Origin of the sequence: Terrirhizobium terrae (assembly GCF_030323265.1) — a bacterium.
In the GTDB taxonomy this organism is placed as follows: Bacteria; Pseudomonadota; Alphaproteobacteria; order Rhizobiales; family Rhizobiaceae; genus Neorhizobium.
Genome location: NZ_CP104992.1, coordinates 4,034,873 through 4,048,511, shown reverse-complemented (window position 1 = coordinate 4,048,511; position 13,639 = coordinate 4,034,873). Strand labels below are relative to the sequence as shown.

At 61.6% G+C, this 13,639-nt stretch carries 13 protein-coding genes, 1 tRNA gene and 4 pseudogenes; 8 read left to right on the top strand and 10 right to left on the bottom strand.

What is annotated here, in order from left to right; genetic code table 11:
* Positions 1 to 161 precede the first annotated feature (161 nt).
* Positions 162 to 237, bottom strand: a tRNA-Ile gene (locus N7E02_RS28005).
* A gap of 225 nt (positions 238 to 462) precedes the next feature.
* Here N7E02_RS28005 and N7E02_RS28000 point away from each other — a divergent pair.
* Entirely contained in the window at positions 463 to 1,203 is a 741-nt protein-coding gene (locus N7E02_RS28000) for an SIMPL domain-containing protein (protein ID WP_286581107.1), read from the top strand.
* A gap of 80 nt (positions 1,204 to 1,283) precedes the next feature.
* Here the strand turns inward: N7E02_RS28000 and N7E02_RS27995 are convergent, their stop codons facing one another.
* The 4 genes and pseudogenes from N7E02_RS27995 to N7E02_RS27980 form a co-directional block, all read right to left on the bottom strand.
* Positions 1,284 to 1,625 (bottom strand): hypothetical protein, encoded by a 342-nt coding sequence (locus N7E02_RS27995; protein WP_286581105.1) that lies wholly within the window; start codon positions 1,623 to 1,625, stop codon positions 1,284 to 1,286.
* 135 nt (positions 1,626 to 1,760) lie between these two features.
* Positions 1,761 to 2,182, bottom strand: a pseudogene (locus N7E02_RS27990) (secondary thiamine-phosphate synthase enzyme YjbQ).
* A gap of 54 nt (positions 2,183 to 2,236) precedes the next feature.
* Positions 2,237 to 3,848: pseudogene (locus N7E02_RS27985) on the bottom strand (DHA2 family efflux MFS transporter permease subunit).
* Between the two features lies 1 nt (position 3,849).
* On the bottom strand, positions 3,850 to 4,614 hold the full coding sequence (locus N7E02_RS27980) for an HlyD family secretion protein (protein WP_286581104.1): 765 nt from the start codon (positions 4,612 to 4,614) through the stop codon (positions 3,850 to 3,852).
* Between N7E02_RS27980 and N7E02_RS30260 the strand changes: the two genes are divergently transcribed.
* The 3 genes from N7E02_RS30260 to N7E02_RS27965 all read left to right on the top strand — a co-directional run bounded on the left by N7E02_RS30260 (position 4,577) and on the right by N7E02_RS27965 (position 6,757).
* The gene (locus N7E02_RS30260) at positions 4,577 to 5,065 is read left to right on the top strand and encodes a hypothetical protein (RefSeq protein ID WP_445344464.1); all 489 of its coding nucleotides are present in this window, start codon (positions 4,577 to 4,579) and stop codon (positions 5,063 to 5,065) included. The two genes, N7E02_RS27980 and N7E02_RS30260, sit on opposite strands and share 38 nt — an antisense overlap.
* Before the next feature lie 125 nt (positions 5,066 to 5,190).
* Positions 5,191 to 5,916 (top strand): phosphatase PAP2 family protein, encoded by a 726-nt coding sequence (locus N7E02_RS27970; protein WP_286581103.1) that lies wholly within the window; start codon positions 5,191 to 5,193, stop codon positions 5,914 to 5,916.
* A 73-nt stretch (positions 5,917 to 5,989) separates the two neighbouring features.
* On the top strand, positions 5,990 to 6,757 hold the full coding sequence (locus tag N7E02_RS27965) for an SDR family NAD(P)-dependent oxidoreductase (RefSeq protein ID WP_286581102.1): 768 nt from the start codon (positions 5,990 to 5,992) through the stop codon (positions 6,755 to 6,757).
* Between the two features lie 5 nt (positions 6,758 to 6,762).
* Here the strand turns inward: N7E02_RS27965 and N7E02_RS27960 are convergent, their stop codons facing one another.
* From N7E02_RS27960 to N7E02_RS27950, 3 genes and pseudogenes are all read right to left on the bottom strand, one after another.
* Entirely contained in the window at positions 6,763 to 7,974 is a 1,212-nt protein-coding gene (locus N7E02_RS27960; RefSeq protein WP_286581101.1) for an SAM-dependent methyltransferase, read from the bottom strand.
* Positions 7,974 to 8,723 carry a DUF1365 domain-containing protein gene (locus N7E02_RS27955; protein WP_353622860.1) on the bottom strand — a complete coding sequence of 250 codons (750 nt, stop codon included), beginning with the start codon at positions 8,721 to 8,723 and terminating at the stop codon, positions 7,974 to 7,976. The genes N7E02_RS27960 and N7E02_RS27955 overlap by 1 nt, the downstream gene beginning before the upstream one ends.
* A gap of 58 nt (positions 8,724 to 8,781) precedes the next feature.
* Positions 8,782 to 10,134, bottom strand: a pseudogene (locus N7E02_RS27950) (NAD(P)/FAD-dependent oxidoreductase).
* A gap of 101 nt (positions 10,135 to 10,235) precedes the next feature.
* On the opposite strand from N7E02_RS27950, the gene N7E02_RS27945 reads away from it, so the two are divergent.
* The 4 genes and pseudogenes from N7E02_RS27945 (at position 10,236) to N7E02_RS27935 (ending at position 12,037) form a co-directional block, all read left to right on the top strand.
* Positions 10,236 to 10,889, top strand: a complete 654-nt coding sequence (locus N7E02_RS27945; RefSeq protein ID WP_510185318.1) for an RNA polymerase sigma factor — start codon at positions 10,236 to 10,238, stop codon at positions 10,887 to 10,889.
* A complete protein-coding gene (locus N7E02_RS29965) occupies positions 10,853 to 10,948 on the top strand; it encodes a hypothetical protein (protein ID WP_353622932.1) in 96 nt (31 codons plus the stop codon). The genes N7E02_RS27945 and N7E02_RS29965 overlap by 37 nt, the downstream gene beginning before the upstream one ends.
* Positions 10,945 to 11,600, top strand: a pseudogene (locus N7E02_RS27940) (ChrR family anti-sigma-E factor). The gene N7E02_RS29965 and the pseudogene N7E02_RS27940 overlap by 4 nt, the downstream one beginning before the upstream one ends.
* A gap of 29 nt (positions 11,601 to 11,629) precedes the next feature.
* On the top strand, positions 11,630 to 12,037 hold the full coding sequence (locus N7E02_RS27935; RefSeq protein ID WP_286581100.1) for a DUF2177 family protein: 408 nt from the start codon (positions 11,630 to 11,632) through the stop codon (positions 12,035 to 12,037).
* Positions 12,038 to 12,062: 25 nt separating this feature from the next.
* Here the strand turns inward: N7E02_RS27935 and N7E02_RS27930 are convergent, their stop codons facing one another.
* A complete protein-coding gene (locus tag N7E02_RS27930; protein ID WP_286581099.1) occupies positions 12,063 to 12,452 on the bottom strand; it encodes a response regulator in 390 nt (129 codons plus the stop codon).
* A 136-nt stretch (positions 12,453 to 12,588) separates the two neighbouring features.
* Positions 12,589 to 13,563, bottom strand: a complete 975-nt coding sequence (locus N7E02_RS27925; protein WP_286581098.1) for a DnaJ C-terminal domain-containing protein — start codon at positions 13,561 to 13,563, stop codon at positions 12,589 to 12,591.
* Positions 13,564 to 13,639 lie beyond the last annotated feature (76 nt).

Genomic DNA, 13,639 nt, shown 5'->3' with positions numbered 1-13,639 from the left:
TTTGGTTCCCCTGGCGAGGCTCCGACACGACATACTCACTCTCAAAGCTCGGCGACAGAGAGATCGATGGACCTCATGCTCCCGATGGCAAAGACAAGCGGAAATGAATACCGCTGCCTCTCAAGTCACATTAGGATTTGCGCGGAAGTGCTGAAAAATGTTGGTGGGCCCGGAGGGACTCGAACCCCCAACCAAGCGGTTATGAGCCGCCGGCTCTAACCATTGAGCTACAGGCCCCTGCCAATGGCAGCGATGGGTGCAATGGTTCACTCCATCTTGAGCCCGCTCTAACGCAATTTGTCATCGCTCACAAGCCGTTGCCGCAATAGCTTCACAATGCACCGTCAGGTAAGAGGTCTGCGTGTCGTCAAGACTCGGAAAAGCAGGCCGTTTGCCGCCCCTCCGCCTCGATGAAGGAAGGGCGACGCGCGGCAGGGCGAAATATTACAGCAAGGAAACACCATGAACTCCATCTCCCGTTTTGCCTGCGCCGCATTGCTCGCGCCCTCCGTTCTCCTCGGCGTGAGTTCGAATGCTGCTCTTGCCCAGGACGCGCAGGCCCGTGAGCCGCAGATCAACGTTTCCGGCGAGGGCGAGGTGGCCGTGAAGCCGGATATCGCCATCCTGTCGCTCACCGTGCTGCGCGAAGCCGAGACGGCCGAGGCGGCTCTGACCGCCAATAGTGCTGCCATGCGCAATGTCGTCGGCGCGCTGCGCGAACAGGGCGTCGAGGAACGGGACATCCAGACCAGCCAGTTCCAGATCTTTCCGCGCTATAACCGCACCGAAAACAAGGACGGCCAGACGGAAACCGGCGAGATCGTCGGCTATCAGGTCAGCAATGCCCTGACCGTACGGGTGCGCGACCTGCCGAAGCTCGGGGTGCTGCTCGACCAGTCGGTCAAGCTCGGCGTCAACAAGGGCGGCCAGATCAGCTTTTCCAACGACAATCCTGAAGCGGCGCTGACCGAAGCACGCAAGAAGGCCGTGGCCGAAGCGCTCGCCAAGGCGAAGACGCTGACGGAAGCCGCCAATGTCAAGCTCGGCCGGATCATCGAGATGAGCGAGAATTCGGTACGCCCGATGGCGCAGCCGATGGTGCGCATGGCGATGGCGAAGGAAGCGGGCGATTCGGTGCCGCTGGCAACGGGCGAAAACACCTATAGCGTCACGGTCAACGTGACCTTCTCGCTGCAGCAGTAATTGTCCTCCCGGAGTTAAGAGAAAGAGCCCGGCCACGCAGGTGGCCGGGCTCTTTCCTTTAGCGGTGTTCAATTAACGCTCTAACGACGGATGACCGGGCAGCCGCGTTCGTTGGCGAAGACGATGCGGTCGCGACCGTGCCTGTCGCGGCCGACGACGACAACCGCGCGGCGCGAGACGTCGACCACGCGTGCCCGGCGCAGGCCCATGCGGGACGCCTTGTCCTCGGCCCGCCATGGCGAGCAGCCCGGGCGGCCGTGGTGGCGGCGGTCCCAACCGCGGTCGCGGTCATGGTGCTGGACATAGATGCCGAAACGCGGCTCGGCCGCCGAGGCCGTACCGATCGTGGCGGAAAGGCCGGTCAGGGCGATGATGGCAGCCAGCCCGAGCCTGGCGCCGATCCTTGCAATGCGATTGGTCATGGGATGATCCTCCGTTGCTACAGGCTTTTTCTCGTCGCCACATCCGGCGATGATCGAAAGCTAACTGCCGCCACCTGAACGCGTGCCAAAAGGCGCGTTCAGCGGGAGTTCATCACAGGGAGGTCGGCATATCTGTTACGTCGAGAGATGCAGCACGATCTCGCGCCGGTGAGGGCGGTCACGGTGCTCGAAGAGATAGATGCCCTGCCAGGTGCCGAGCGCCAGCCGGCCGCCGATCACGGGAATGCCGATCGAGACCGCCGTCAGCGCGGCCTTGATATGAGCGGGCATATCGTCCGGCCCTTCGTCGGTATGGATGACCCAGCTCATGTCCGGATGGCTTGAAGGGGGACGAGCCGGTTGAAGAAGGTTTTGAGGTCGCGCTGCACATCGGGATCGGCATTCTCCTGGATCAGCAGCGAGCAGGAGGTGTGCCGCACGAAGACGGTGAGCAGGCCTTCGCCGGCCGACTGGCTACGGACGAAGGCCGCAACCTCGTCGGTGAATTCGTAGAGGCCCTGGCCGCGGGTTGCGACTGAAAGAACGGTCTGGGGCATCTGCTGATCCTTATCCATCGGTGGGCGATCACTGCTCGAAGGCCGCGGGAGCACTCAGTGGGCCGGGCCGCCGCCTGCCTTCAGATCGACCTTTCTCAGGATCAGCGCAAGGGGGATAGCGCAGGCGGCCATGATCGCCAGAACGTGGAAGACGTCGATATAGGCGAGATAGCTCGCCTGTTCCTGAACCTGCTCGCCGATATAGGCCATGGCCTGGTTTTGAGCATCGACGGCATTTGCGCCGCGTTCGGCGAAGAACTGCTGCACGCTGTTCAGCGTCTGGACGTAGCTCGGATCCGACGGAACGACATGTTCCACCAGCATGCTCTGGTGCCATTGCTCGCGATGGGCAAGCACGTTGGAGGCGATTGAGACGCCGATCGAGCCCCCGGTGTTCCGGGCCGCATTGATCAGCGCGGAGGCCTGGTCGGTCTGGTCGGGGCGCAGGCCATAGTAGGAAGCTGCGGTGATCGGGATGAAGATCAGCGGCAAGCCGAGGCCGAGATAGAGGCGCGAGGTGACAAAGAAGCCGAAGTTGAGATCCGGGTTCAGGCGCGTCATGTCATACATGGCAAGCGCGATGATGCCGGCGCCGATGGCGATCAGATATTTCGGCTGGAAGATCGAGGTCAGCTGGCCGACCATGAACATCATGAACATTGTGACGAGACCGCCGGGGGACAAAGCAAGGCCCGCCCAGGTGGCGGTATAGCCGTAGTTCTCCTGCAATACCTGAGGCACGAACTGGGTCGTGGCGATGAGGATCGCGCCGGTGGCCAGCATGACGATCATGCAGGAGGCGAACTGGCGGGTTGCCATGAGGCGCAGGTCGACGGCCGGGTTTTTCTTCGTCAGAAGCCAGGGGATGGAGGCGATCAGAGCCACGACGCAAATTGTCGTGGTGACGATGATGAAGGTCGAGATCGAACCAGTCTTCGGTCTGTCCTCGATCCAGAACGAGTTCCAGAGCGCCGAGAAAGATCGCGACGAGCCCGAAGCCGATGACGTCGAAGCGTACCCCGTTCCTGCGCATCTCTTCGCGCTTCTTCTCTGCGTCCTCGGGTTCCTGCACGAGGAAGTAGACGAGCGCGAAGGCGAAGATGCCGACCGGGCCGTTGATGAGAAAGCACCAGTGCCAGGAGAGATTGTCGGACAGCCAGCCGCCCAGTGTCGGGCCGATGACGGGGGCAACGACGACCGCGACGCCGAAGATGGCGAAGGCCTGACCGCGCTTCTGCGGCGGAAAGGCATCGGTGAGGATCGACTGGGATACGGGCACCATGCCGCCGCCGGCAAAGCCCTGGATCATGCGGAAGACGAGCAGCGAGGGCAGATCCCAGGCAAGGCCGCAGAGCACGGACGAGATGGTGAAGACGGCGAGGCAGAGGAGATAGAAGCGCTTGCGGCCATATCTCTGGGCGATGAAGCTGGAGGCGATCAGTGCAATGGCATTGGAGACGAGATAGGTCGTCACCACCCAGGAGGCTTCGTCGGAACTGATGGCCAGGCCGCCGGAAATGTAGCGCAGTGCCACGTTGGCGATGGTGGTGTCGAGCACTTCCATGAAGACGGCGACCGCGACGACGATGGCCACCAGCCATGGATTGGTGGCCCGGCGGGCGCCCGAACGGGCCCCGCCTCCACTGCTTGCCTCTGCGACCGCCATGTCAGTTCCTCGGGCGCACGGTCACAGTCGGGACGACCGACATGCCGGGGCCGATCGACACGTCCTTCGGCCATTCATCGACCTCGATCTTCACCGGTACGCGCTGGGTCACCTTCACGTAATTGCCGGTGGCGTTCTGGGCGGGCAAAAGCGAGAAGGCGGTGCCGGAGCCTGGCTGAACCGAGGCGATCTTGCCGTGCAATTGATGGTCCGGGTATGCGTCGATGACGAGATCGACCGGCTGGCCGGGGCGCATGTCAGCCAGCTGCGTTTCCTTGAAATTGGCCGTGACCCAGATGTCGTCGGGCACGAACATGGCAACTGCCTGCCCAGCCTGAATAAACTGGCCCTTGGCGCCGGAAAGCCGAACGACACGGCCCGGCTGGGCTGTGGTGATCGTCGTGTAATTGAGGTTCTGAACGGCGGTTTCCCGCTGAGCTTCGGCTTCCTTGAGGCTCGCCTCTGCACTCGCCTTCTGGGCTTCGGCGGCACTCTGGTTCTTCATCGCCGACGTAATGCTGGCGCCGGACTGGGTGTAGCTCGCCTGCGCCTGCCTCAGATTGGATTCCGCCTGCTGCGATGTCTGCAGGCTGCCGGCGCCGCCCTGAACCAGTTCCCGCTGCCGGGCCGCTTCGTCCTTGGCGAATTGAAGGGCTGCCTCTGAGGACTGCTGCTGTGCCTTTGCCTCTTCGACGGATGCCCCGGCAACCTCGATCTGAGCCTCGGCATTGGTGATCGCGGCCCGGGCCGATCTCGACCTGCGCATTCGCCTGGTCGAGCGCGATCTGATAGTCGCGCGGTTCGATCTTCGCGATCACGGCGCCCGCGTCGAAATGCTGGTTGTCGGTAGCCGGAACATCGGCGAGGTAGCCGGAAACCTTGGCCGCCACCGAGAAGCTGCGAGCGTCGATGAAAGCGTCGTCCGTCGTCTCATAAGGGTGGAAGAAGATCAGCCAGATAAAATAGGCAGCGACGCCGAGCGCGATCAGCAGCGCGACGATCAATGCGATCCAGAGAGGATGACGCTTGAATATCGACGGCTTCTTCTGGTCGTCTTTAGTGTCGGCCTGAGCACCAACCTCTTCGGGGTTGTGTTCCTTGGCCTCTGTGCTTTCGGATTGATCAGAATGGGCGCGCTGAGCTTGAGCCACGACATGCCTCTCAAGATTTGCTGGGGACGCGATGAAACGCCGGATCGCCGGCTAAGGTTCCAATAGACTTGCTGCAACTGCGAAGTTGGCGAAAATCTTCATCCCAACGGTGATTTGAGGCTTGTACAATTCTTGTGAGACCGCGCCTTCTTCCTATCTACTCCCCATCGTCATCAATCACGTGAGAGAGCATGCCATTCCATCAGCGCGTCCGTCAGGGGATCATCGACCGGTTCGTGACATTCGAGCCCATCGGCCTCATTACCTTCGCTGCGATCGCCGGTGGCATACTCGCCTTCCTGATGCTGACGGGTGAAGTGCTCGAAGGCGAAACCCATGCATTCGACGAAAAGATACTTCTCAGCCTGCGGCAGGCGACCGATCTTGCCATTCCAGTCGCACCCTATTGGGTGACCCATGCGGTGGACGACATCACGGCGCTCGGCGGTGTGACGGTGCTGTCGCTGATGACCATTCTGGCGACCCTCTATCTGCTGCTTTCGCGCCAACGGGCGATCGCGGCTTTCATGTTCTTCTCCGTGCTGGGCGGATGGCTGATCAGCAACGCGCTGAAGCTGGGTGTCGGGCGGCCGCGGCCGGATATCGTGCCGCATCTGGTGGATGTCAGTGATCTCAGCTTTCCGAGCGGCCATGCGATGCTGTCGGCCGTCACCTATCTGACGCTTGCCGCGATCTTGTCGCGCGCCGAACAATATCGCTCGACACGGATCTTCCTGATGGCGACGGGCATTTTCCTGACGCTCATCATCGGCCTGTCGCGCATCTATCTCGGTGTCCATTATCCGACCGACGTTCTGGGCGGATGGTGCGCCGGTGCCGTCTGGGCGGCGGGATGCTGGCTCATCGCACGACGCTTTATTTCGCGCGAACCGAAGGATGCCGTCCCCGTCAAGTGACATAGGTTTTCCGGGAGCGAAGATCCGATTGCCTCCATCCTGCGTAATCAGGGATAGCAGGATGGAGAGCTTCATGAACAACGGAACAGCCGAACGGAAAATCGCCTGGGTGACCGGGGCGAGTTCAGGCATAGGTCGCGCGGTCGCATTGAAGCTCGCCGATGGTGGCTGGCAGGTAGCGGCAAGTGCCCGCTCGGCTGACAAGCTCACTGCGCTGGCTACAGAACGGCCGGGCTCCATCCATGCCTATCCACTCGACGTCACGGACGGAAAAGCCGTCACCGAGACGGTCCGGTCGATCGAGCAGGCGCTCGGGCCGATCGATCTCGCGCTGTTTTCGGCCGGCAGCTACAAGCGGGAAAGTGCCAGGACATTCGACGCCTCCGTGCTTGCCGAGATGGTCAATCTCAACGTCACGGGCACGGGCAACAGCCTGCAGGCGATCATCGAGCCTATGATGCGGCGCGGGTCGGGTCAGATCGCGGTCATCGCCTCGGTGGCCGGTTATATCGGCCTGCCGGGCGGCGGCTTCTATGGGGCGACCAAGGCTGCGCTGATCAATCTCTGTGAAGCGCTGCGGCCGCAGCTCGAGCGGGAAGGGGTGAAGCTGCAGCTCATCAGCCCAGGCTTCGTCGATACGCCGCTGACAAAGAAGAACGATTTTCCGATGCCCTTCCTGATCAGCCAGGAGAAGGCGGCCGACGCCATCGTTTCCGGGCTCGAGAGCAGCAGGTTCGAGATCGTCTTTCCGTGGCAGATGGCGATCGCGATGAAGCTCCTGCGGGCATTGCCCTATGCGCTGAGCCTGCCGATCACCCGCCGGATGCTGCGCGAAGACTAGTCGCGCTACTTGGCCAGCCGGAAGTGGACGACGTCGAGGCGACCGGTACGGAAGCCGGCGGCGCAATATTGCAGGTAATAGTGCCACATGCGCGAGAAGCGCTCGTCGAAGCCATGCGGCGCGATCCTCTGCCAGTTGGCACGGAAAGCCTTGTCCCACAGAAGCAGCGTGCGTTCGTAGTCACGGCCGAAGCAGAAGCGGTCCTCGACCGAAAGGCTGGCCGAGGTCGCGGATCGCTCGAAGGCCGATATGCTCGGCAGCATGCCGCCCGGGAAGATGTAGGCCTGGATGAAGTCGGCATGCTTGCGATAATGGGCGAAGCGTTCCTCGGCGATCGAGATCACCTGGATCATCGCCTGGCCTTGCGGCGCGAGCAGAGATTTCACGCGGTCGAAATAGGTCGGCCAGTTTTCCTCGCCGACGGCTTCGAACATCTCGATCGAGACGATCTTGCTGAACGTGCCCTCGCAGTCGCGATAATCCTCCAGGCGGATATCGGCATGGTCCGCGAGGCCGGCGCGCTCCAGTCGGTCCTTGGCGAAAGCGGCCTGTTCCTTCGACAGGGTGAGACATGTCACGCGGCAACCGGTGGCGCGGATCGCTTCCTCTGCAAAACCGCCCCAGCCGCAGCCGATCTCCAGCACATGATCATCCTTGGAGATTTTCAGCTCGTCGATGATGCGGCGGTATTTGGCGGTCTGCGCGTCGGCGAGGTTTTGGCGCGGATCTTTGAACAGAGCAGAGGAATAGGTCATCGTTTCGTCGAGCCACAGCCGATAGAACTCATTGCCGAGATCGTAATGGAAGGCGATGTTGCGGCGGCTGCCGGCCTTGGAATTGCGGTTCAGCCGGTGGCGTAGCCGGGCGACGATTGCTGCGATCAGGCTCGCCGCCATGATCCCCGCCCAGCGCGCTTCGTTGGCAATGGCGAGATCCATGACATCGCCGAGATCGGGTGTTTCCCATTCACCTTCGAGATAGGACGTGGCGAAGCCGAGGCTGCCGCCGCTCATCAGCCGGCGCAAGGGGCGCATCGACCTGAACTGGATCGATGCCGTCGGGCCGCTTTGCTCGCCAGCTACGCGGATCTCACGTCCACTCGGAAACCGCAGCGTCAGCTGGCCGTAAGCGAGCTTCTGCGCCCAGCGGCAGACGATCCGCTCGGAGAGCGAAAAGGACGGCAGGGGCATCTGCATGTTGTTGTCGATATCCGACATCAGGGGGTCTCCGTACCGTGGGGATTGGCAACGATCGTTGTGGCGCGGGGATGGGCGGCTTTCGTGTGGCGGTGGATGGGAACGCGCTTCAGCCAGAGGTGAAGGGCCTCCCAGTGGATCGCAGCCGTCACCTTCAGCGTCATCAACGGATATCGGAGGAAGGCGCGCGCCAAGCCGCGATCGGTGAGGGGCTGCTGGCTGCCCTGGAACATGGCGTAGAGCAGCATGCCGTCGTGATCGGATTCCTTGATCGCGATCCGCACCCTGTCGGCCGGCACCCGGACGGTGAAATCGTATCGGCAGTCCATCGGCACGAATGGCGAAACGTAGAGTTCCTTGTCGCAGGAATGGCTGATGTCGCCGTCATGATCGCTGCCGGCCCGGATGATATAGGCACGCCGCTCGTGGAAAGTGTTACAGACTTCGTAGATCACGGCGCGAAGCGCATCGTCCGCGCCGTAGCAGAAATAGACCGTCAGCGGATTGAAGACGTAACCGAAGATGCGCGGGTAGCAGAGGACCCTGATCCGCAGGCCGTCGGTGCCGATCCCGGCGCTTTCCAGCTGGCTGTCGACCCAAATCCGCAGGCCGTTTTCCGATCCCTCACCGTGATCTTTTTCCCAGAAGCTGAACAGGCCGCGGCGATTGACGGAGAACAGGCGAAGCCCCTTGTCCAGCGCCGAGAGTTCGTCGAGGTCGAGCAGAAGCGAGAAGACGCTGTAGCGCAGGCTGTGCTGTTTCGGGCGCAACCGGGTATGGACGACGTCGCCGGCGTAGATGCTTGAGGTGAGGGGGAAGCGCTTGCCGTCATTCGGCCGCTTCCCGGAAAGGAGTTATCGGGATCCGGCCGGATTCTGTTCTCGACATTCCACGGGCGGCGCAGACTGCCCAGTGCCTCAGCGACGGCGAGCCCCGATTGTAGGCCGTCCTCATGGAAGCCGCTGCCGAAATAGGCGCCGCAGAACCATGTGTGGTTTCTGCCCTGCAGGTCCCACAGCTCCTTCTGTGCCTTCAGTGCGGCGCTATCGAAACGGGGATGGGTGTAGTTATAGATGCCGTGGACCTTTGCAGGATCGGGTTCGCGGTTGGGGTTCAGGGTGACGAAAAGCGGGGAGGGCGTGTCGAGCTTCTGCAGGCGGTTCATCCAGTAGGTGACGCAGAGAGGCTGCTCACCGGACTTGCCGCCGCCGAGATAATTCCAGCTCGACCAGATCTGCTTGCGTTTGGGCATCAGCGCCACATCGCTATGCAATACGGCCTGGTTTTCCGTATAGCCGAATGCGCCGAGCAGCTGTCGCTCCTGTTCGTCCGCATCGGACAGCATGGCAAGCGCCTCATCGGCATGGGCCGCAATCACCACATCATCGAAAAGGTCCGACTGGCCAGTTGCATCGGTGACGACGACGCCGTTTGCGGCGCGGCGGATCGAGGCAACCGGCGTGTCGAGCCTGATCGCTCCGGAAAAATCGGCGGCAAGACGCGCCACATATTCCCGGCTGCCGCCATCGACCGTGCGCCATTGCGGACGGCCCGAGAGCAGCAGCAGTCCGTGATTGACGAAGAAGCGCAGGAAGGCCTGCAGCGGATAGTCGTGCATGTCCCGCGCCGTCGTGGACCAGATCGCGGCGCCCATGGGCATCAGGTGATCGTTGATGAAGGGCTCGGAATAGCCCGCCTGATCGAGATAGCCGCCGAGCGTCACGTCCTCGAACTCCGGCCGGCCGAGCAGGGTCGGAGCGTGCTTGTAGAAACGGAAGACGTCCTTCAGCATGGTCCAGAAGCGTGGGCGCAGGACGTTTCGTTTCTGGCCGAGCAGGCCGGCGAGGCCGGTACCGCTATATTCGAAATCGCCATTGTCCATCGATGCCGCGAAGGACATGTCCGAGGCGATCGTCGGCACGTTCAGGTGCTCGAACATCGCAACCAGATTGGGATAGTTCACGTCATTATATACGATGAAGCCGGTATCGACGGCGATGCTTCGGCCGTTCATTTCGACATTCACGGTATGGGCGTGGCCGCCGAGCCGGGGGAGTTTTCGTAGAGCGTCACGTCGCGGCTCTTCGACAGAAGCCATGCCGCCGACAGGCCGGCTATGCCGGAGCCGATGACTGCGACCCTCGCCTGATCCTGTCTCGCGTCACGCGTCAACGTTCTCATTCCGGCATCCTCTCGCCCAGTATCGTCGTCATCTGAAGTCCAATACGAGATAGGGCAGGAAACGGATCTTCGCTGAAGGTCAGAAATTTTTTCAATGCCGCATGATCCGTTCTTTCAGGCCCGCCGTAATGCTTGCCATGAACCTGACCATTCCTATCTCGGTAGAGACGTGCCACAACAGACCCATGGTTGCCGCAAGGTTTTCCAGACGGGCAGCGCATGGGTTCAGGATGAATAATAAAACCACCGACGGCTTGGCGCCGGGCGACCTCTCCCAGGAGGAGATGGTTCGGCTGCTCGCAGTCGTGGGCCGGGAAAGGAATATCGACGCATTCGAAGCAATATTCCGCTTCTATGCTCCGCGTATCCGCACTTTCATGGCGGCAAAGACCAGGGACAGACAGGCTGCCGAGGAGCTGATGCAGGAAACCATGGCCGCCGTGTGGAACAAGGCCAGTCAGTTCGATCCGGCGCGCGGCAATGTATCGGCCTGGATCTACACGATCGCCCGAAACATAAGGATCGACGCGTTCCGCCGCCGCCGTCCGGCGTTCGATGTCAACGATCCGGCCTTCGTACCCGACGACGTCGCCGGTGCCGACCAGGATTTCCAGCAGATGCAGGAGGCACAGTTGCTGCGCGGCGCGATGGCGACCCTGCCCGAGGAGCAGGTCGATGTGTTACGCCGCGCTTTTTTGAGGAGGCGTCGCATTCGGCGATTGCACGCGATCTCGGTGTGCCTCTGGGAACGGTGAAGTCACGCATACGCCTGGCCTTTGCAAAGCTGCGATCAGCACTGGACGGCCAGCTATGACCATCAAGCATCACCTCAGCGACGATTTCCTGATCGAGTACGCATCCGGCAGCCTTTCGGAAGGCTGGAGCCTCGCTGTCGCGAGCCACCTGTCGCTTTGCCCTCAATGTCGGCGTCGGCTCGCAGCCATCGAGGGGCTGCGGGCGCGCTTCTGGAGAAGGCCGAGCAGAGCGGAGACCAGGACGAAGCGTGGTTACGCTTCAAACAGCGATCGATCGACCTCAAGGCCGAGGAAATCAAGGCCAGCCCGGTGCAGGAGCGGCCGACCGCCGTGCTTCCGGAGCCGCTTCGCTCCTATGTCGGCGGTGATCTGGCGGAGCTGAAGTGGCGCGCACTTGGGCGCGGCGCCTATCAGATCCTGATCGACACAGAGGACAAGGATACACAGGTGCGTCTGCTGCGCATCCCGGCCGGCAAGCCGGTGCCGGAGCATACCCATGTGGGGCGTGAGCTGACGCTTGTTCTGGCAGGAAGTTTTCACGACGGGGACGATCTTTTCGCCCGCGGTGATATCGAGGAAGCCGACGGTGACCTCCTGCATACGCCCACCGCAACGCCGGGAGAGGACTGCATCTGCCTTGCCGTCACCGAGGCGCCGCTGAAATTCTCGAGCTGGATCGTCCGCCTCGTCCAACCGATATTGAAAATCTAGTTCTCCAAACCCGCCCGCAGGAGGAGCCGATGACCTATGTAATCGCCTATGTCGCTACGACCGTCGCCTTCCTAGGGTTGGACTTCCTATGGCTCGGAACTGTTGCGACCGGGTTTTACAAAAGCAGGCTGGGCGACATGCTGCTCAACCAGCCAAATTTCGTCGCCGCCGGCGTCTTTTACCTCTTCTATGTCGCGGGGATCGTCTATTTCGCGGTGCAGCCGGCATTGGTCTCCGGCAACTGGACGACAGCGGCGATCGCCGGCGCCATCCTCGGTTTCATTGCCTACGGGACTTACGACATGACCAACCTGGCGACGCTGAAGAACTGGTCGCCCGCCGTCAGCGCCGTAGACATGGCTTGGGGCACGGTTCTCACTTCGTTTTCGGCGGTCGTAGGTTACTTCGTGACCCAGAAACTATTCGGCTCGATCTGATCGCGAGCGAATACAGCGGCGTGTTTCAGGCGCTGTTTTTAACGCCGAACGTCTCGCGCATCAGCCGGTCGAGCTTTTGGGCATTCCACGGCTTGGAGAGCATGGCCATGCCTTCAAGCTGTCCCTTTATCTCGGGAATTTCGGCGTAACCGCTGCATACGATGACCGGCACCGAATGCTGCTGCAGCATTTCGATGACGGGGAAAGACAGTTCGCCATGAAGATTGAGGTCGACAATCGCGCCTGCCAGATCGTTACGGGGAATTGCGTCCATGGCGTCGGCTATGCGTCCAAATGGCCCGACGATCTTGTGACCGGTCTTCAGGAGGTGATCCTCCATATCCATGGCGAGGAGCAGGTCGTCTTCCAGAAGGAGGATATTCGGGCAGTCGTTCAGAAATTCAGCTTCGGACATTTCACCATTTCAACGCAAATCATGGGCCAGGGCAAGATGGCGCCCCGGCCGTATATTTCAAGTCATCGCTAATCTATCGCCGGAGTGTCACCAGTTTCTGAACTTGTGATATTTCGGAGATTTCCCGATGGCCGGGTTACAGGGCCAGATGCTTGCGCGGATCGCCGCCGGCCGTTTCCGGAGAGGCTTCCAGGAAGGCGGTGAGATCGAGATCCGGCCTTTCCGGTAGCACGATCCTGGTCGTGACCAGCAGGTCGCCATGCGTCCCACCGGCTTTCGCCACGCCCTTGCCCTTCACACGCAGCACCGTACCGGTATCGGTATGGGACTTCAGAGTCAGGTTTACATATCCCGTCGGCGTCGGAACCTTCACCTTGCCGCCGAGCACGGCCTCGCGGATCGTGATCGGCACCTCGACGCGGATGTTGTCGCCGTCGCGGACGAAGAATGAATGCGGCCTGACGTGGACCTCGATCAGCGCGTCGCCATCCGGTACGTTGCCCGGCGCTTTGCCGCCCTTGCCGCGCAGGCGCAGGATCTGACCGTCCTTGGTGCCGGCGGGGATCTTTACGTCCAACCCGGCACCCGGCGCCAGCGAAACGCTGGTGGTCGTGCCGTTTATGGCGTCGAGGAAGTCGATCTCCATCCTGTAATGCACATCGGCACCCTTCGACGTTGCTTGGGATGCCGCCTGGGAATGGAACTGTGAAGCCCCGCCGCCGCGGCGCGACATGAAGCTCGCGAAGATATCCTCGAAGCCGCCGAACTGATCGGCGCCGAATTGCTGGCCACCACCGAAGTGCCTGGCGAAGTCGGCCTCGTCAAAATACACCTCTTCGCCCATGCCGGCGCCGGCATATTCCCGTTGGTGATAGGGCGCACGCTCGGTGCCGTTGATGTCGATTTCGCCACGGTCGAAACGGCCGCGCTTCTCCTCGTCACCGAGGATTTCGTTGGCTGCGGAAATCTCCTTGAAGAGATCCTCGGCCTTCTTGTCACCGGGGTTGAGGTCGGGGTGGTGCTTCTTGGCGAGTTTGCGGAAAGCGCTCTGGATGTCCTTCTGCGAGGCATCCCGCTTCACGCCTAAAATTTCGTACGGATCCTGTCTCATCATAACCTCCAGACGCGATACTCGACGCCGGGTCTCATCGCCTTTTCCAGTCGGGGTTCGGCCCGTCGGGTAGGCT